Origin of the sequence: Geomonas subterranea (assembly GCF_019063845.1) — a bacterium.
GTDB lineage: Bacteria > Desulfobacterota > Desulfuromonadia > Geobacterales > Geobacteraceae > Geomonas > Geomonas subterranea.
Genome location: NZ_CP077683.1, coordinates 3421140 through 3439035, shown reverse-complemented (window position 1 = coordinate 3439035; position 17896 = coordinate 3421140). Strand labels below are relative to the sequence as shown.

The window sequence follows — 17896 nt, the reverse complement described above, 5'->3', positions numbered from 1 at the left end:
CGGTTCACACAAACCGGCTAAACGGGAGGAACAGTAATGAAAGTCGTCGCATTCAACGGCAGCCCCAATAAGGAAGGGAACACCTATCACGCCATCAAGCTGGTCACGGCCGAACTTGAGAAGGAGGGCGTCGAGACCGAAATCGTCCACGTCGGCAACAAGGCCATCCGCGGCTGCATCGCCTGCTACCAGTGCGTGAAGAACCAGGACGAGCAGTGCGCCATCAAGGACGAGGTGAACGAGTGGGTCCAGAAGATGAAGGAGGCGGATGGCATCATCCTTGGTTCGCCGGTGCACTACTCAGGTGTTGGCGGCACCATGAAGTCCTTTCTCGATCGCGCCTTCTTCGTTGCCGGCGTGAACGGGGGGCTTTTGCGCCACAAGGTCGGGGCGGCGGTAGTGGCGGTGCGGCGCTCTGGCGGGGTGACCACCTTCGACGAGTTGAACCACTTCCTGAACTACTCCGAGATGCTGCTGGCCACCTCCAACTACTGGAACGTCATTCATGGCAGAACGCCGGGCGAGGCGCTGCAGGATGAGGAAGGGAAGCAGATCATGCGCATCCTGGGCAACAAGATGGTGTGGCTTTTGAGGCTGCTGGAAAACGGCAAAGGCGTGGTGCCCGAGCCGGAAAAGGAAGCGAAGATTTTCACCAACTTCATCAGGTAGGCAGGAGAGGTTTATGCTGGAGTTCAAGGTCGCCAAAGAAAAATGTACCCGTTGCGGGCTCTGTGTAGCCGACTGCCCCGCCCACGTGATCGACACGGCGGAAGGCTTCCCGTTGATCACCACCGAGAAGGAGGCGGGCTGCTATCGCTGCCAGCACTGCTTCACGGTTTGTCCCACCGGCGCAGTTTCCATCCTCGGTCTCGATCCCGCACAGAGCACTCCACTTGTGGGAGAGTGGCGCCCGGATCCGGTGCAGCTCGAGACGCTCATCAAGGGGCGCCGCTCGGTGAGGCGCTACCAGCCGGAGAACCTGGAGCCCGAACTGATGCAGCGGCTCCTCGAGGTCGCGTGGCACGCGCCGACCGGGGTCAACACCCGCCAGGTCCGTTTCACCGTCATCGACGACTGCGATAAGCTGGCCGCCTTCCGCGACGAACTTCTGGCGGGAATCGCGCGCCTGGTGCGGGACAACGCCCTTCCGGAACAGCTCGCCTTCTTCGCTGATTTCGTGAAGCTCTGGGAGGAACAGGGGGTGGACGTGCTGTTCCGCGGGGCACCGCACCTGCTGGTGGCGTCGGTTTCCAGCAAGGCCGTATCGCCGCTGCAGGATTGCGTTATCGCGCTGAGTTACTTCGAGCTCTTCGCGCAGGCCAATGGCGTCGGCACGGTGTGGGACGGGTTGGCGAAGATCGCCATCGCCGATCTGGTGCCGCAAGCGCAAGCGACCCTGGGGATACCGGAGGACCACACCCTGGGCTACTGCATGGCCTTCGGCAAGCCCGCCGTCCAGTACGCCCGCACCGTCCAGCACCGCGGCGCGCTTATCCACCGGGTTTAACCGCGCGTCCTAAAAAAAGGGGACTGGCTCCGCAGGTGCCAGTCCCCCTTTTCCGTTTATTTTGCGACGTCCACTGTAGGGGCGAATAAATATTCGCCCCCCTGAGCAGCCCCGGCGTCTTGCCTGGCGCAGGGCAATGGTGGTAACAGCGCTGGGCAAATAATTATTTGCCCCTACAGGGTCTCTGCCGGAAGCTACCGCGCAACTTGGCTCCCGTTATTCACCCCCATCAGCCTCGCCATGGTTTCCAGCGGGTTCCCCGCAACCCGGCTCCCCTCGTGGTAGAAGGTCACCAGCTGCAACGAGCCCCCCTTGACCGCTTTGATGGCGACGTCGTCGGGCGTGAAGGTGGTGCGTCCCAGCGATTTCTTGGTGGGCCAGTCGACACCGCTGTAGCTCATGTAGACGAGCTTGGAGCAGTAGACGCGCCCCTTGGATTCCACGTCGAAGTTGAAATCGTAGGGCTTGCCCACCTGGCGCAGCGCCTGTATCACCGTGTTGGCGCGGTCGGATCGGGTGGCGGCGGTCTTGCGCATGATGCCGATGCTGTCGATGTTGAGGAAGTGCTGCATGGTGTTCATCTCGACTCCCGAGCGCAGCGCCTCGACCACTTGGTGCCCGCTTTTTATCTGCTCCTGGTACGGGCGTACCACGGGGTGATCCCAGATCCCCAGTTCCCTCAGTTCCGCCTCGCTTCCGGTCCACACCGCCGCGTGTCCCCAGTACCCGGGAATCAACTTGTCGGTCAGCCGGAAGGGCGTCTTCTCAAGCAGGATATCCCCCGCCTGCAGCGTCTTTTGCACCTCGGTCCGCACTTCTTCCCGGCCGTAGAGCTTCCCTTTGCGCGTCTCGACCAGCCCCACCGCGTTGCCGAAGATCATGCTGAACAGGCTCGTTCCTTCCCGCTCCAGCCCGACCACGGTGTCAGTAGTCACGGCCCCGAAGAAGCCGAGTTTTCTACCCACTACGTAGAACGGGGACCACTTCTTGACCATGTCGTACGAGGGGCTCTGCCTGATCAGAGTGGAGACGTACTCCATGGCCAGCGTATCGGAGGAGAACGGTGCCTTCCTGGTCTGCTTCTCGTAGAACTTGATAGCCCGGCGCACCCTCTGCCGGTTGGCGATGGAGTCGTAGCTCAGGGTCACCTTGGCGAGTTCGGCACTCCGCACCGCGTAGCCGGGGTCGCGTTCGTTGAGGATGCGACGCAACTTGCTGTCCCCCTCGAACAAGGAGACCGCGAGCAGGTAGTTGTCGTAGAGGACCAGGGCGGAGGAGAGCGAGAGCATCACCCCTTTAAGCCTGCTTTCCGGGGTCACGCCCAGTTCCTTCAGTTCCTTCTCGCCCGCCTCCAGCCAGCACTCGTGCGCTTCCGCCAGCGCCAGAAGCTTCTGGCGCAGCGCCATGTGCTGGATGATCCCCTGGTTGATCAGCGCCAGGTCGTCGCCGGAGAGCGGCTTGCCGTGCTCCATGTCCTGTTTGATGCGGACGCCGGTTTTGATGGTCTCGGCCCGCAGCGCCAGCGCCTCTTCGGCCAGAGTCCGGAACTCAACCAGCTCCCTGGTGAGCCCTTGCTCGACGGATGACCTGCCGCAGCCGTGCGCCTCGAGGAAGTGTCCGGTGCAGGGCTTGCTGGATTCGCCTTCGCCGCACAGCCCCTTCTGGGCCAGTTCCTTGAGCGAATCTCCGGCATTGGCTGGTACCACGCAGGAAAGGGTGACAAAGAGCGAGAACAGGATGACGTTACGTCTCATTTAAATCCTCCCAATCCATCCTCCCTCTCCCTCTGGGAGAGGGCTGGGGTGAGGGAGCGAGGGAGCGTTAGCCAAACGCGGCAAAGATAGCGGCAGTTTGCCGCCGTGACAACTAATTTGTTGCCGCGAGCGCCAGCTCCTTGAGCCCCTTCAGGTCGAGCTTGCCGGTGCCGAGGATCGGGAGGTTCTCCACTTCGACGAAGCCGTCTCGCGCTGGCTTCCAGAGGTTGGGGAGCTCGCTCTCCGAGAGAAGCCGCGACAGGGTGGCCGCGTCGGTGGCGCCCCGGGTGTAGATCACCACCAGCCGCTCCCCCTTCTTCTCGTCGGGCACGGCGGTCACCGCCAGGACGCCGCTCTGGCCGAGCCTGCCGTGCAGTTCGTCCTCCACGGCGCCGTGCGGCACCATTTCGCCGCCGATCTTGCTGAAGCGCGTGATGCGGTCGGTGATCCTGATGAAGCCGTCGTCGTCCATGATGCCGAGGTCCCCCGTCGCGTACCACCCGTCCCGCACCGCCGCCGCGGTCTGCTCGGCTTTACCGAGGTAGCCGACCATGACGTTGGGCCCCTTCACCTCGATCATCCCGGTTTTCCCGGGATTGAGGACTGCCCTGCTCTCCGGATCGACAATGCGGATGGCGACCCCGGGGATCGGATGCCCCACGCTCCCCTCCTTGGCGCCCTGCTGCCGCACGCCGTCGATCTCCACGTCCGGCAGGCTCAGGGAGATGACCGGGGAAAGCTCGGTGGCGCCATACCCCTCCATGGGGCGCACCCCGAACTTCTCCTCGAAGGTGTCGGCGACCTTGCTCTTCAGCTTCTCTGCGCCGGTGATCACCAGGCGCAGCGAGGCGAAGTCCTCGCGCTTGGCGCGGCGTAGGTAGGAGAGGAGGAAGGTCGGCGTCGCCAGGAGCAGGGTCGAGTTGTGCTCCCGCACGACCTGGGCGATCTTCTCGCCGTCGAGCGGGTTCGGATGATAGGCCGCGGAGAAGCCGCTGGTGAGCGGGAACCAGAGCGTCGCGGTGAACCCCAGGGAGTGGAAGAAGGGAAGCGCGGAGCAGATGTTGTCGTTCAGGTCCACCCGGAACACCATGCGCAGCGCCTCGATGTTGGACATGATGTTGTGGTGGCTGAGCATCACCCCTTTGGGCTCGCCTGTGCTCCCGGATGAGAAAATCACCGTGGCGCTCTTGTCGGCGTGGAAGCCGTTGCCGCGGCAGAGAAGCGGCGCGGGGTAGAGGCGCGCCTTGAACAGGGCGAGGAATTTGTCCAGGGGCGAGACGGTGGGAGCGATGTCCTCCAGGCAGATCATCCCCTCCAGGCGCGGCAGGGCGGGGACCTTCTCCAGGAAGGCGCGCGAGGTGATCACGGTGCGGATGCCGCATTGGTCGACCGCGGAACGAAACGACGCCTCGGAGGCGGTGAAGTTGAGGTTGACGGTGACCCGCCCGAGCATCGAGAGCGCGAGGTTCGCCAGCACACCGCCGGCGGATGCGGGGAGCAAAAGCCCCACGTGCTCCTCCGGCCCAATCAGTCGCTCCAGCTTGCCCGAGAGCGCAACCGCGCCAACCAGGGTGCGGCCGTAACTAAGGTTCTTGCCGGAGGTGTCGGCAACGGCGCGGCGGTTCCAGTGCTGGCGCGCCGTGCGGATGAAGTATTCCGGCAGCGGCCTGCGTTGTTCCTTGCGCGAGGCGAAGTAGTCGCAGGAGAGCTCGGCCACCTTCTGGCGCACCTCGACGGCGAGGCTGGTCGCGGGCATGGGGGTGCCGAACAGGATGGTCACCGGATACGGGGAGAGGGCCGGCAGCCGCGAGAGGAGCTTGCCGTGGGCGTAGGAGAGGATGCTCCCCCAGGCTCCGCCGATGTAGACCGGGATGATCGGGTGACCGCTGTCCTTCACGATCCGTTCGAAGCCGCCCCGGAACTCCCCCAGCATCCCGTTTCTGGTCAGCGCCCCTTCGGCGAAGATGCAGACCATGTACCCCTCGTCCAGCGCGGCGCGCGCCCTCTTGATGAACTCGAGCATCTCACGCCTGCCGTCGGTGGAGGAAACCGGGATCACCCCCATGAGTTTGAACAGGCCGCGCAGAACCGGGGTGTTGTAGATGCTGCGCTCCATGACGAAGCGGATGCGGCGCTGGCAGGTGGCGGTGAGCAGCAGTGCGTCGGCCCAAGTGACGTGGTTGGGGATCAGCAGCGCGGGCCCCTCCACCGGCAGGTTATCCTGCCCGATGATGCGCAGGCGGTAGAAGATGCGCATGGTCACCAGCGCGATGAAGCGGACCAGAAAGTCCGGCAGGATCCGGAAGGAGAGGATGGTGAGCACCAGGGTGAGCGCTCCTATGATGCTGAAGCCCTGGGCCGCGGAAAGCCCCAGCGGCCCGCTGAAGAGCCAGGTGAGCCCCGAGGCGAGGAGGATGCCGATCCAGTTGATGAAGCTGGAGGCGGCCAGTACCTCGCCGCGCATGGAGGCGTCTGCGCGCAGCTGGATGAAGGTCTGCAGCGGCAGGCTGAAGACGCCGGCGGAGATGCCGAAGCAGACGATGACTGCGAGGCTGACCGGGAGGCTCGCCGGCAGTGCGTGCAGCAGCCACGGTGATACGGTGAGGCCGGCGGCGCCCAGCGGGACGATGCCGAACTCGACGTCGCGGCCGGAGAGCTTTGCGGCGAGGAGCGACCCCAGGCCGATCCCCAGTGCCGCGGCCAGGAAGAGGTAGCCGCTGTGGGCCTCCGGGAGCCCGAGCCGCTCCATGCCGTACCCGATCAGGTTCAACTGCGCGAATGCGCCGATGAACATGAACCAGGCCAGCCCGATGATGGCGAGCATGAGGTGGCGGTCGCGGCTCACCCCCCTGATGGTGCGCAGGATCTCGGTGGGGAAAAGCGCCACCGGGTGATGGGCGTCGCAGCGCTCGCTCTTCCCGATCAGACGGGCCGAGCCGAAGCCGGCGACGGCTATGACGAGGCAGAAAAGGGCTGCCAGCCAGAAGCGGCCGTCGACCAACTGGGCCAGCCCCGAGGCTAGCCCGGTACCGACGATGATGGCCATGAAGGTGCAGGATTCCATCGTCCCATTGACCCGGGACAGCTCTTCCTTCTCCACCAGTTCGGGGAGGATGCTGTACTTGGCGGGGGCGAAGAAGGCGCTGTGGGCGGCCATCAGGAAGACCACCAGGTAGAGGCCCTGCTCCAGGCGCAGGGCGAAGGCTCCTACCGCCAGGAGCGTCACCAGGACTTCGACCAGCTTCACGTTCACGATCAGCTTCGCTTTGGCCATCCGGTCGGCAAGGCAGCCGGCCGGTGCCGAGAAGAGGAGGAACGGGAGGACGAAGGCCGCGCCCACCGTGGCGGTGACGGCGCCGGCATGGGTGCGCCCGTGGCTGCCTATCAGGAAGAAGATGATCAAAAGCTTCAGGATGTTGTCGTTCAGCGCTCCAAGAAACTGGGTGGTGTTCAGCCAGGCGAACGATTTCGATGACGTGATGGCGGTGCTCATTGCGGTACTCCTGCGGCCTGTAGCCTGATGACGGAATGGGCGTTGAAGAAGATCTGCTCCGGGACCCCGAGCGCCTCCTTGAGGGCTACGTCCTGGTCCCACGGATTGGCGATCCGTGAGATCTGCAGCAGGCGCCGCGGCGAGATCCGGTTCGGGAACCCGAACGGGGTGACCGCCGCCGTGTTGGGGATCGGCATGTCGGTGCCGTAGAGGAGCCGGCCGAAGAGCTCCGGGTGCTTGAGCAGGCGCTGCAGGTGCGTCAGCCGGTTCAACTGGGTGAGCGCGGAGATGTCCGCGTACAGGTTGGTGTACTCGCCGCAGAGCCTGAGAAAGCGGCGGTGGTTGCTCTCCCCCTGGTTGCGGCCGTTACTTGCGGCGTGTGCCGCGATGACCCGCACGCCGAGGCTGAGCGGCAGCCTCAGGCGCTCCGGGTCTGCCAGTTCGTTGCGGGTCCTGGTGAAGGACTTTTCCGAGCCGGTGTGGGTAAGCAGCGGCAGCCCGAGCTCCCTCAGTTTCAGGTAGAACGGGGTCAGACGCCGGTCGGCAGGATCGAAGTGCTGGATGGAGGGGAGCCACTTGACCAGCACCGCACCGTCCGCCGCCGCCCGCTCCAGGCGCTCCAGGGCGTCGCGGCGCAGCGGATTGATACTGGCGCCGAAGAGGAGGTTCGGGTACCTGGCCGTTTCGGCAGCCACGAACTCGTTGGGGATGAACATCTCGGTCTGCGCCCGGTCCAGCTCCCCCTTGTCGTCCACCGCACCATCCATGGCCAGGATGACCGCTGCGGTCACCCGCTTCGAGGTCGCCAGGCGCTCCGATGTGCGCCGCATTACCAGGCTGTCCCCTTCGTTGAGCAGTTCCTGCTCCGTCACGCCGAAGGCATTCAGGAACATCCTGTATCTCCAGCTCCTGCGCATCGCGGGTGAGATGAAGCAGCCGCTGTTTCTCGCGCCGATGCCGGCGGTGTGACAGTGAATGTCGATGATGCCGTTTGCTGTGGAAACATCCATGTCGGTCTCCCTCTGAGTCGGATACCTTTTCTTTTACAGATACTGTGCCAATGCTCGATCGGTGGAGAGTGTAAGCCCAACATGCCGATCCTGCGACGATCATCTGAACAGGCGGGTCTTTGCTTGGAAACATGTCTTGACATTTAATGCTCATAGATAATACATAAAATGTATGACTGCTACCAAAATGACAGATCAAGAATGGGCTTTCCTGGAGACAGTTGCGCGGGCCGCTTTTGCCAATCCCTTTGGGGAGACGAGGGACGATCTCGACCTTGCCATCGGAGGCGCCCCGCGCGGGTCGTCATCTGAAGAGATCCTTGAATCGGTGCTGAGCCGGGTTGCGACGCAGGTGGAGAGCCTGCGCCGCAGGGGGCTGGCGGACCTGCAGGGTCAGGGGGGCAACCGGCGTGAGGTTCTGCGCAGGTTCTGCCTGTTCCACGTATTCCATCGCTACGTCGATCACTTCGACCGGCTCATCCAGGCGCAGTTGCAGGAGGGGGACAAGCCCTGCCGCGTCGGCTTCGCCAGACAGGCGCTGGAGGAATTGTCCGCTTTCGGCCTCAACCCGGAGGAGGCGGAGCGGACCTTTGCCGTCTTCTACCAGCTGCGCCGCGCCTTCTACTTCATCAGGAACGGCCTGGTGGGGAGTTCCCCTTCCATGAAGGCGCTGCGCCGCCACCTTTGGGATTGCGTCTTTACCCACGACGTCCGCTGGTTCGAGGCGGGGCTGTGGAACCGTATGGAGGAGTTTTCCATCCTGCTTCTGGGAGAGACCGGGACCGGCAAGGGGGCCGCGGCGGCCGCCATCGGCCGCTCCGGCTTCATCCCCTACGATCCCGCCCGAAACGGCTTCACCGAGAGCTTCACCCGCAACTTCGTGGCCATTAACCTGTCCCAGTACTCGGAGGGGGTGCTCGAATCCGAGCTCTTCGGACACAAGAAGGGGGCTTTCACAGGCGCCGTAGAGAACCACGAAGGGCTTTTCAGTCGCTGCGCGCCGCACGGTGTCATCTTCCTGGACGAGATCGGCGATGTCAGCATTCCTGTTCAGATCAAGCTCTTGCAGGTCCTGCAGGAGCGGGTCTTCTTCCCGGTCGGGAGCCATGAGCCCAGGCGCTTCAGCGGCCGCATCGTGGCGGCCACCAACCGGCCTCTCGACGAGATGCTCGTCAACGGAAAGTTCCGCGAAGACCTCTACTACCGTCTCTGCTCCGACGTGGTGATCATCCCGCCGCTGCGCCAGCGCCTCAAGGAGGAGCCCCAAGAGCTGGAGCACCTGCTGGAGGCGATCCTCCGCCGCATCGCGGGGCAGCCGGTTTCCGCGCGGGAGCGGCACCTGGTGCAGAAGGTGTTGAAACGTGATGTGGGGGGGGAGTACGACTGGCCCGGCAACGTGCGGGAACTGGAGCAGGCCGTGAAGAGGATCATCCTCACCGGTCGTTACCAGGGGGCGCCGCGGGAAAAGGGGAAGGGGGATGCGGCCGAGCGGCTGGTGGCCGGGCTCAGGGAAGGGGTGTTGAACGCCGAAGAAGTGTTAGCCGCCTACTGCGGGCTGCTCTACGACACCCACGGCACCTACGAAGAGGTGGCCCGACGCACCCAGCTCGACCGGCGCACGGCGAAGAAGTATGTGCAGATGGGAGGGGATTTGCGATGACCGGCGGTTAGGGGAGGGTGAGCCAGTTTTCGACGGAGAGGCCGGGTACCCGTGCGAATTCGCGCACGTTGTCCGTAACCAGGATGAGGCCAAGAGAACGGGCGTGGGCAGCGATCAAGAGATCGTTGGGGCCAATCGTTTCCCCCCGCAACTCCAAGTCATTTCGAATGGTCGCGTAGTGCGCATCTGCATCTACATCGAGAGAGAGTACCTCGATATTGGCAATGATTTGTTCGACTTTGGCGGTGAGAGAGGTGGAGCGTTTCTTTTCGGCCCCGAAGCGCAACTCACAGGCGACAACGATGCTGGTGCAGATAGCGTCCTCGCCAACGGAGGCAATCCGACGCGTTACCGGCCCCCCGGGGCGTTTGATGAGGTCAGAAAATACGCTGGTATCGAGGAGGTACATGAGAGCTTCCACAGCTAAAGTTCCACGTCGTCCAACTGCGCGAGGCCTTCGTCAACATCAGGAAATTCTTCACCAGAGGGGCCCCAGGTAGACAATAGACCCAGGAGGGACTTCTTCTTTGCCGGCTCGATGATCAGCCGATTGCCTTCCTTGTGGATGATCGCCTCGTCCCCCGGCAACTCGAACTCACGCGGAATCCGTATGGCTTGGTTCCTGCCATTCTTAAAAAGGCGGACGTGACGCTCCGTGAACTCACTCATGGTTATCCTCCCACTGCTCCTGGCATATGCGTTGACATAGGCTAGCACGCCCCCCTTGTTTTGTCGAGGAAAGGACACGATTATGCGTGCTTTCCCTCGGACTCGCAACCTTCGCCCCTCAGGTTATTCGAAAGGATATGTTCAAAAACTTGAATTAATCTGAAGCACGTGCTAAGGTCGCTGCGGCTAAGTTCCGAAGATCATTGCTGCATCATCGGCGCAAGCTGTTGTTGGGCGGTGGCTTTGGAACGTGAGATGGAAAATCTTGTTATGAGGAGGAAGCAGTGAAGAAGATTCTTTATGCAGGTCTGTTGGCTGGTTTTGGGATCATGTCCGGTTGTGCCTCGCCCTTCCCGATGGGCGCCCTCTACACCGAATTGAAGCTTCCGGTGACGGCTACCGCGAACGGCGGCGAGAGAAAGCATGGCGTGGCCGAGTGCAAGAGCGTGCTGGGCCTGGTGGCTACCGGTGACTGCAGCATCGAAACCGCCAAGAAAAACGGCGGCGTGAGCAAGGTGTCCGCGGTGGACTGGGAAGGCAAAAACATCCTCGGTCTCTTCGGGGAGTACAAACTGCACGTGTACGGCGAATAGCCCTAAGCAGGTTGAAAATCAAAAAGCCGGGTTCCCTCAACAGGGACCCGGCTTTTTTTTCGGTCATCTGTGAAAAGGACGCTTTTAGTCCCTCCCTTTATTTAGACCACCAGGTTGCGCGGGTGGCCGAGGACGAAACCTTCCACGTTCCCGATCACCTGCTCGGCGAGGGTGGCGAGGGAGCGGTCGCTGATCCAGGCGACATGCGGCGTTACGATCAGGTTGGGCCGTTTCAGGTCCAGCAGGGGAGAGCCGTCCCGCGGCGGCTCCTGGGTCAGGACGTCCAGCCCCGCCCCCGCGATGACCCCTTCCTCCAGCGCCCGGGCCAGCGCCTTTTCGTCCAGCAATCCTCCCCGGCCGCAATTGACCAGAATCGCATGACGCGGCATCAGCTTGAGTTCCGCCTCACCGATCATGCCGCGGCTCTCCTCCGTGAGAGGGCAGAGCAGCACCAGCACGTCGCTTTTGGCCAGGACCTCCTCGAACGGCGTCCGGTCGGGACGCACCTCCCGCGCCCCCTTTCGCTCCGCGTAGAGCACCTTCATGCCGAAGGCCTCTCCCAGCGCTGCAACCGCGCTGCCAAGGGCACCAACTCCGATGATGCCGAGGGTGGCGCCGGATAGCGAACGCGGCATCGGCTCCACCTGCACCAAGTACCCTTCCGAGCGCTGCCAGGCGCCCCCCTGGACCACGTCATGGTAGGCGAGCAGGTTGCGCCGCAGGGCGAGGACCAGGGAGAATACGTGCTCCGGCACGCTCACCGACCAGTTGCGCACGTTGGTTACCGCGATCCCCTGGTGGCGGCAGACGTCTACGTCGACGTGGTCCACCCCCGTGGCGGCGACCGCGATCAGGCGCAGCTGTGGCAGCTCGGCCAGGTGCTCCGCGGTGATGCCGACCTGGTCCGTGATCGCGATGGTGGCATCGGCAAGACGCTCCACCACCTGTTCCGGCCTCGTGTCGGGGTACTCCTGCCAGTGATGCGGGAAGCACGGGGTGCGCAGCGGCACCGAGATGCCGCCGCGGTCCAGAAAGACGATCCTCTCCATCAGTGCGACATGAGGACCGGGATGGTCATGTGGCGCAGCACGTGTTTGGCGACGTCGCCGAGCACGTAGTTGCCGAAGTGCAGGTCGGCGTATGCCCCCATCACCAGGAGATCGCTCCCCTCGTCGGCCACGCGGTTCAGGAGGACGTCGCCCACGTGCAGTTCGGTGATCAGGCTGGTCTCTATCTCGGCCGTGACGCCATGTGCGGCGAGGTAGCGGCGAAGGGCTTCCAGGTCTGCTTCCTCCCCCTTGCTCGGGTTAACCTCAAAGACGTGAGTCGATGCGGCGGCCTTGAGAAAGGGGACGGCGTCGGTAAGCGCGCGGGACGATTCGCGCCCGGACTTCCAGGCCACAAGTACCTTGTCGCCGACGCAGCTGTACTTGCCGGTGTAGGGGACGATCAGCACCGGTTTGCCGGAGCCGAACACCACCTTCTCCGGGAGGAAGTCGGTGGCGCGGCGCTCGGAGGAGCCGTGCTCGCTCTGGCCCACGACCACCAGGTCGGCGAAGGTGGCGTAGTGGTTGATTGCCTCGACCACCCCTCCCAGCACCTTGGCGTCGACGGTGATCCATTCACCCTTCACGTCGGCGGCAGCGGTCTTCTCGCTGAAGAGACGCGCCAGTTCCCCGGTGGTGTCCTGGTCCTGCCCCCGGCGCAGCGGGATCAGGTGGTGCGGCTGCACCTTGAGGCCGATGACCCCGGCGCGGTGCCGCTTGGCGAGGTTGAGGGCGAGGTCGAGCCGGTCGGCCGAGTGGTCGGGATCGTCCATGAAGACAAGAATCTGTTTCAGCTCCATCAGGTTGCGCCTCCTTGATAAGTGAGCGTGACGTGCTCGGTCGCTGGTGCTGCGGATGTGGTCGGTAAAGCCCTGTCCAAGGCGGCGAAATTGCGCAGCAGGTGCCCCTTGATCATCTCCTTGAAGTCTGCTTCCTGGTCGCCGCGGTAGACCAGCGAGGAGGCGATCTCGGCGGCGAGGATGGCGTAGCGGCACTTGGCGGGAAGACGCTCCAGCCGGGTCCGGTACTCGGGCTCGCGCAGCATCGCGGGGAGGTGCGCCAGGATGGCCTGCTGGAACGCCTGCTCGTTGCACAGTTCCGGGTTTCTCTGGAAGAAGGAGAAGAGCCGCGCGTAGTGCCCGTTGATCTCGTGGCTTATGGCCTCGGAGATCTCGGTGTAGGTGAAGCTGCTCCCGGCTTCGCGGTGGCGCCGGAAGATGAGCTGTGCCTCGTCGCGGGCCCGCTGCTCCAGGATCTGCAGCACGTCCGCCACGTAGCGTTCCTTGTGCTGCAGGAACTCCTCCTCGGAGAGCATCAGGTTGGCGATGATCTCGTAGGACGAGGAGATGACGCCGCACTTGTTGGCCGAGGCGTCGCGCATGATGACGATGCCGCGGCGCTGCATCTGGGTCCTCGCCTCCGGGGTGATGAAGGAGTTGGCCCCCTCGACGATGGCGCGGGTGGTGGGTGTGCCGTCCTCGCGGAAGAAGCGGGCCCAGTTCTCGGCGTCGATGGTCTCCGGGCGCCCGCCGGCCGGGATGAAGAGGTCGGTGGGGACGGAGAAGAGGAGGTTGCCGAACTCGCGGTGGAACTGGTCCGTGGTGACCCACTGCTCCTCGACGCCAAGGCCGGTGCTGACCGCGCGCTTGAAGAGCTCGCGCAGGCCGTCGGTGCGGCGCTGGTTGCGGTACAGGATGAAGCCCCCCGGGTGCAGACGCGCGGGGTTGAAGGCGTCCAGGTCCTCCTTCAAGACGATGCGGGCCAGTTCGTCATGGTCCATCCCTTCGGGGTCGAAGATGGCGCCGCTGCCGTCCAGGATCAGCTTGATGCAGGCCTGCGGGGAGCGCTCCAGCATGATGCGCAGGGCGTTGCCCGCCACGTCGCCGCTCGGGCCGCCGGTGAGTTTCACGCTGAAGCGGTCGCGCCGGATGTCGATCCCCAGCTCGCGCATGGTGGTCTCGGCGAACTGCATCACCCCGGTGGAGGTGACGCCGTACTCCTTGTGGTTGATGCCGACCCGCTTGCTGGAGATGAGGCCGATGCCGAGCAGGTAGCCCCGTTTCAGGGACTGGCGCGCGATCATCTCGATCATCACGTCGTGCATGTTCTCGTCGGGGCCGATCTCGATCGGTTCGTCCTCGCCGTAGTAGTCCACCACGCGCGGGTCGCGGGCCAGGCCGCCGTCGGTGACGAAGATGTCCAAAAAGGCGTTGATGAAGCCGAATTGCAGCTTGTACAGGCGCTGCGTGGAGAGGTCGTGGGCCTCGAGGCGCGCGGCGTCGAGCACCACCACCATCTTGGATCCCCCCTCGTAGATGTCCTTGTTCTTCAGGTGCTGGGTGTGGGCCAGCACGTAGACCTCGCGGAACAGCGTGCTCGCCGAGGTGACGTAGTCGTCCCGGTTCTTGGTGATGATGGTGCGCCAGCCGCCGCGGGCGATGTCCGAGAAGCCGATGTGATAGCCGCAGCCGTAGCGTCCGAAGAAGAAGGTGATCCGGAACGGGATCTCCGGCGGCAGGTCGGCGGTGAACTCGGGGGCGAGCTCCGAGAGGTAGGCCGGATCGAGCCGGAAGGCGAGCGCGTGCTTCTCACGCACGTAGAAGTTGGTCTTCAGGGTGTTGCGGATGAAGGCGATGGCGCAGCGGAAGATGGAGCGGCGCAGGTCGTCGATGTAGCGGTGCCCGGTGTTGTAGGACTCGACGAAGCGGACCGTCTCCTCCAGTGTCTTCCTGTAGAACTCCTCGCGCAGGGCGAGCCCCGGCTGGAACCGGGTCCGGAACAGCTTGGCGAGCTGCAGGGCGATGTCCGGGTGGGAGTGGAACGCCAGCATCACCTCTTCGTGGCTGAAGGGGTCGGGGTGGTGATGGGCGAGGTTCGTGTGGCAAAAGGCGATGAAGGCGTTGACGAGCGACGCCTCCTCCCCGGTCATCACCTGGGTGGTGACGAACTTGCGGTAGGTCGTGGAGGCGGTGGAGAGGATCTGCGTGTTGTAGAGCTCCATCTGCAGCCGGTCGAAAAGCTCGCTCCCCTTGGACAGCAGCGCCGCGTCGCCGCGCTTTCTGACGTAGAAGGTGCCCAGGAAGTAGGGATGCACGCCGTTGGAGACGGTCAGGCAGTAGGCGCGCTTCACCCCGAAGTCGAGCCGGTTGAAGACCTCCATGGTCTGCAGCAGGAAGTCGTTCTGGGGCGGGTTCCCCACCGCGAAGAGGACGCGGGTCTCGGCGTCGGGACCCTGGTCCTCGGTCTGCTCGACGTCGAGGAAGATCCCCCCCTGGCGGTTCCCTCCTGGAAGACCCAGAGGATCTGGGCCACACGGTTGGGGGGGGAGATGCGCACGTACTGTTCGTTGTTGAGCCAGATAAGCCGCAAGAGCGGGTCGAGCTGGTTCATGTCGAACAGCGGGTAGCGGCTTTGCAGCGCCTGGGCGATCCCGTCGCGGATGGCGGGGGGGATGACCGGTGCCGCGGCGTTGGCGATCTCTGCGTGCTCCTTGCGGTCGAAGTCGAAGCGCTGCACCTCGAGCCCCTGGGTGAGCCCCGGCACCAGGCCGCTTGAGTGGGTGAACTCGGCGTAGGAGATGTCGCGCTCCTGCAGCGTGCGCAGGGTGTCGTACAGGGAGCCGGGCTGGTTCAAGCGGGCGAGGATCAGCGTCTTCGCCCGGTCCGCCACGGTCAGCTTCTGGTTGTGGGCCAGCGTCCTCAGCCCCACCGCCAGCGCGTGCAACGCCTCGGCTTCCTCCTGCATGGTGATGAAGAAGTAGGAGTCCATCTGGCCCTGGAGCCAGGCAAGGTTCTCCCGGGTGCACCCCTCGTTGGCGCCGATCAGGCGGTCAACTGCGGCGAGCACATCCGTTTCGGCGGCGCACATGTCACTCCCCCTGGACCGGCAGCAGTCCTTCCATTTCCGGCTTGAAGACGCTCCAGACGCGCTGGCGCAGCTCACCCAGGAATTCGTTGGTGATGAATTTGGGCAGCGTCACCTTGGGGTTCGGGTCGTCCATGACCTGTGAGGGGAGGGTGTACTCCTTCTCCTCGTGGAACCCCTGGCGTAGCTCCAGGGCGAGGCCGCGCAGGTAAGCCCGGCGCACGGCGGCGATGATCTCCTCCGAGGCGATCTCGAGTCCCGCGGCCTCCTTGAGCGCCCTGACGATGATGTCGTGACCGATGCCTACCCCGACAAACTTGCACAGGCCGATCATGTCGTAGCCGACCTGCAAGAGGCCGCCGGTGGTGATGGCCTGGGTCCACTCATCGAGGGAGTGCTTCCCTTCTTTCGCCAGCATCATGTGGGTCCCCATCGACATGTGACCGCCGGCGATGGCGAACATGTAGCCGGGGTTGGTATCCGGGAGGTAGGCCGGGAGCTCGAGCCCCTTCACGTGCATGGCGTAGGAGGTCTCGCCGGTCTCCTGGGAGAGTCGCTTCACGCCGCGGGCGATGCCGGGGAGCTTGCCGCGGCCAGCATCTTCGATCAGCTCGGCGATCTTATCGTAGTCGCCGAAGGTGGCGCCGTTGAAGAGCGGCTTATCCGGATGGCGCTCGTTGTAGTCGAGCACGTAGGAAATGGTGGTCCCGAGGGAAATGGCGTCCATCCCCAGAAGGTCGCAGCGGTGGATCAGGTCGCAGACCTTGGCCGGCTCGTGCACGCCCAGGTTGGAGCCGAACAGGATGAGCGGTTCGAAGTCGAACTTCGCCGCCAGCTTGCCGCGGCTGCCGTCCTCGTTCTTGTAGAAGAGGTTGTTGTGGCAGCGGATGCCGCAGCGGTGGCAGGCCTCGGTGGCGATGTCGAATTCCTTCTCCACCTCGTCGCGGAAGAGCCTCTCCACGTCGTCGTTCCCCTTGGGGCGGAAGTTGTTGAGCGGTACCGCGTGGAAGACCTGGAGCACCTCGATGTTGGCCCAGGTCCCGCCGCCGCCACCCTGGCTCGCCGGCTGGAAGCGGGCGCTGCCGCCGCTTTTGAGGATGTCGCGGTTCACGTCGCGGATCTCGGGGGTGATCTTTGGCAGCTTGTCGGAGCTCAGCGCGACGATGGCGAGGAGGTTCTTGTACCCCATCAGGCTCCCCATGCCGCCGCGACCGGCGAAGCGGCTCTTGGGCTCGCCCGACTTCAGCTCGTTATCGGTGCTCATCACCACGGCACCCATGTAGTTGTTCTCCCAGTTCTCGCCGGCGGGGCCGATGGCGGCGAAGTGGGCCTCCGGGTACTCCTGGTACAGCGCCATGATCTTGGCGTGGCCGGTGAGCCCGACCAGGTGGCCGGCGGGCTTCAGCTCGACCTCGGGACCGTTCTCCCCTTCCTTCAACAGCGCGTAGACCGGCTTGTCGGAGCGGTTCTCGAAGATCACCTCGTCCAGCCCGGTCCACTTGAACTTGTTGCCGAAGTTGCCGCTGCCGGTGGACCACATGGCGCCGGGGCGTCCGGTGCCGGACTGCTTCAAGGGGCTGTAACCGGAGAAGTAGCTGCGCATGCCGGTCATGATGCTGGTTCCGGTCAGAAGGCCGGTGTTGAGGATAACCGGGTTTTCGGGGCAGTAGGCCTCGGCGATGTCGCGCTCGGCGAGGATCTGGAAGCTCCTGCCGAAGCCGCCCAGCACGTCCTCGAGGTTTTTGCAGGGGACCTGGGCGAAGGTGGTTGTGCCGCTGGCAAGGTCGACGGTGCAGCGCTGGTAGACGACGTTTGCAGGGTTGTTGCTGATGGTTTTTTCGCTCATATCGTTACTCCGCAAAAATAAGGTGATGGCCGTTAGGGGACTGGCTCCGCCAGGTGCCTGTCCCCCTGCCTTTGTGGTTTTGGTGTCGAAAGCAAGGGGACAGGCACCTGCGGAGCCAGTCCCCGAACGGCAGGGGGATTTGCTACTACCCTCCGCCCATGCGCGGCAGCAGGGAAACGACGTCACCCTCCGCCACCGTCTCGTCCCAACCCGCGTGCAGTCCGTTCACGAGGACCGTGCCCACGTCCTGCCGGGCAAGTCCCAGTTGCTCCACGATGGAGGCGATTCTGTCGTCGTCGGCGCACTCCCAGTCCGCCTCGTCGAACTTCTGCCTGCGCAGGGACGCGTAGAGTTTTACCTTGATCTGCATGTGAAACCTCCCGTCATGACAACGGAAAAAGGATCCCTCCGGCCCCGGGCGACCGGGGGGCGGAGGGAGGGTGGTGAAAGGAAC

At 64.0% G+C, this 17896-nt stretch carries 13 protein-coding genes and 1 pseudogene; 4 read left to right on the top strand and 10 right to left on the bottom strand.

Annotation, left to right across the window (positions count from 1 at the left end):
• Nucleotides 1-36 precede the first annotated feature (36 nt).
• A complete protein-coding gene (locus tag KP001_RS14995) occupies nt 37-669 on the top strand; it encodes a flavodoxin family protein (protein WP_217286403.1) in 633 nt (210 codons plus the stop codon).
• A 13-nt stretch (nt 670-682) separates the two neighbouring features.
• Complete coding sequence (locus tag KP001_RS14990) at nt 683-1507, top strand: nitroreductase family protein (RefSeq protein WP_217286402.1); 825 nt, start codon at nt 683-685, stop codon at nt 1505-1507.
• A 194-nt stretch (nt 1508-1701) separates the two neighbouring features.
• Here KP001_RS14990 and KP001_RS14985 read toward each other — a convergent pair whose 3' ends face one another.
• The 3 genes from KP001_RS14985 to KP001_RS14975 all read right to left on the bottom strand — a co-directional run bounded on the left by KP001_RS14985 (nt 1702) and on the right by KP001_RS14975 (nt 7764).
• On the bottom strand, nt 1702-3261 hold the full coding sequence (locus KP001_RS14985) for a YiiX/YebB-like N1pC/P60 family cysteine hydrolase (protein ID WP_217286401.1): 1560 nt from the start codon (nt 3259-3261) through the stop codon (nt 1702-1704).
• A gap of 112 nt (nt 3262-3373) precedes the next feature.
• Nucleotides 3374-6754 carry an acyl-[ACP]--phospholipid O-acyltransferase gene (locus KP001_RS14980; RefSeq protein WP_217286400.1) on the bottom strand — a complete coding sequence of 1127 codons (3381 nt, stop codon included), beginning with the start codon at nt 6752-6754 and terminating at the stop codon, nt 3374-3376.
• Nucleotides 6751-7764: an amidohydrolase family protein gene (locus KP001_RS14975; RefSeq protein WP_217286399.1), complete on the bottom strand. Its 1014-nt coding sequence runs from the start codon at nt 7762-7764 to the stop codon at nt 6751-6753. The genes KP001_RS14980 and KP001_RS14975 overlap by 4 nt, the downstream gene beginning before the upstream one ends.
• A 187-nt stretch (nt 7765-7951) precedes the next feature.
• On the opposite strand from KP001_RS14975, the gene KP001_RS14970 reads away from it, so the two are divergent.
• The gene (locus tag KP001_RS14970; RefSeq protein WP_217286398.1) at nt 7952-9424 is read left to right on the top strand and encodes a sigma 54-interacting transcriptional regulator; all 1473 of its coding nucleotides are present in this window, start codon (nt 7952-7954) and stop codon (nt 9422-9424) included.
• A gap of 7 nt (nt 9425-9431) precedes the next feature.
• Here the strand turns inward: KP001_RS14970 and KP001_RS14965 are convergent, their stop codons facing one another.
• Both KP001_RS14965 and KP001_RS14960 read right to left on the bottom strand, forming a co-directional pair.
• Nucleotides 9432-9833, bottom strand: coding sequence for a type II toxin-antitoxin system VapC family toxin (locus KP001_RS14965; protein ID WP_217286397.1), 402 nt, complete (start codon nt 9831-9833; stop codon nt 9432-9434).
• 14 nt (nt 9834-9847) lie between these two features.
• The gene (locus KP001_RS14960; protein WP_217286396.1) at nt 9848-10093 is read right to left on the bottom strand and encodes an antitoxin; all 246 of its coding nucleotides are present in this window, start codon (nt 10091-10093) and stop codon (nt 9848-9850) included.
• A 284-nt stretch (nt 10094-10377) separates the two neighbouring features.
• On the opposite strand from KP001_RS14960, the gene KP001_RS14955 reads away from it, so the two are divergent.
• Nucleotides 10378-10686: a TRL-like family protein gene (locus tag KP001_RS14955; RefSeq protein ID WP_217286395.1), complete on the top strand. Its 309-nt coding sequence runs from the start codon at nt 10378-10380 to the stop codon at nt 10684-10686.
• A 101-nt stretch (nt 10687-10787) separates the two neighbouring features.
• Here KP001_RS14955 and KP001_RS14950 read toward each other — a convergent pair whose 3' ends face one another.
• The 5 genes and pseudogenes from KP001_RS14950 to KP001_RS14930 form a co-directional block, all read right to left on the bottom strand.
• Nucleotides 10788-11735: a D-2-hydroxyacid dehydrogenase gene (locus tag KP001_RS14950; RefSeq protein ID WP_217286394.1), complete on the bottom strand. Its 948-nt coding sequence runs from the start codon at nt 11733-11735 to the stop codon at nt 10788-10790.
• On the bottom strand, nt 11735-12532 hold the full coding sequence (locus KP001_RS14945) for a universal stress protein (protein ID WP_217286393.1): 798 nt from the start codon (nt 12530-12532) through the stop codon (nt 11735-11737). The genes KP001_RS14950 and KP001_RS14945 overlap by 1 nt, the downstream gene beginning before the upstream one ends.
• Before the next feature lie 83 nt (nt 12533-12615).
• Nucleotides 12616-15599: pseudogene (locus KP001_RS14940) on the bottom strand (NAD-glutamate dehydrogenase domain-containing protein); the annotation flags it as partial.
• Nucleotide 15600: 1 nt separating this feature from the next.
• Nucleotides 15601-17442: an aldehyde ferredoxin oxidoreductase C-terminal domain-containing protein gene (locus KP001_RS14935; protein ID WP_217286392.1), complete on the bottom strand. Its 1842-nt coding sequence runs from the start codon at nt 17440-17442 to the stop codon at nt 15601-15603.
• Between the two features lie 145 nt (nt 17443-17587).
• Complete coding sequence (locus KP001_RS14930; RefSeq protein WP_217286391.1) at nt 17588-17812, bottom strand: MoaD/ThiS family protein; 225 nt, start codon at nt 17810-17812, stop codon at nt 17588-17590.
• Nucleotides 17813-17896 lie beyond the last annotated feature (84 nt).

Excerpts from the sequence above, each read along its gene's own strand:
- KP001_RS14995 (WP_217286403.1), top strand. The coding sequence starts at position 37 with ATGAAAGTCGTCGCATTCAACGGCAGCCCCAATAAGGAAGGGAACACC.
- KP001_RS14990 (WP_217286402.1), top strand. The coding sequence starts at position 683 with ATGCTGGAGTTCAAGGTCGCCAAAGAAAAATGTACCCGTTGCGGGCTC.
- KP001_RS14985 (WP_217286401.1), bottom strand. The coding sequence starts at position 3,261 with ATGAGACGTAACGTCATCCTGTTCTCGCTCTTTGTCACCCTTTCCTGC.
- KP001_RS14980 (WP_217286400.1), bottom strand. The coding sequence starts at position 6,754 with ATGAGCACCGCCATCACGTCATCGAAATCGTTCGCCTGGCTGAACACC.
- KP001_RS14975 (WP_217286399.1), bottom strand. The coding sequence starts at position 7,764 with ATGGATGTTTCCACAGCAAACGGCATCATCGACATTCACTGTCACACC.
- KP001_RS14970 (WP_217286398.1), top strand. The coding sequence starts at position 7,952 with ATGACAGATCAAGAATGGGCTTTCCTGGAGACAGTTGCGCGGGCCGCT.
- KP001_RS14965 (WP_217286397.1), bottom strand. The coding sequence starts at position 9,833 with ATGTACCTCCTCGATACCAGCGTATTTTCTGACCTCATCAAACGCCCC.
- KP001_RS14960 (WP_217286396.1), bottom strand. The coding sequence starts at position 10,093 with ATGAGTGAGTTCACGGAGCGTCACGTCCGCCTTTTTAAGAATGGCAGG.
- KP001_RS14950 (WP_217286394.1), bottom strand. The coding sequence starts at position 11,735 with ATGGAGAGGATCGTCTTTCTGGACCGCGGCGGCATCTCGGTGCCGCTG.
- KP001_RS14945 (WP_217286393.1), bottom strand. The coding sequence starts at position 12,532 with ATGGAGCTGAAACAGATTCTTGTCTTCATGGACGATCCCGACCACTCG.
- KP001_RS14935 (WP_217286392.1), bottom strand. The coding sequence starts at position 17,442 with ATGAGCGAAAAAACCATCAGCAACAACCCTGCAAACGTCGTCTACCAG.
- KP001_RS14930 (WP_217286391.1), bottom strand. The coding sequence starts at position 17,812 with ATGCAGATCAAGGTAAAACTCTACGCGTCCCTGCGCAGGCAGAAGTTC.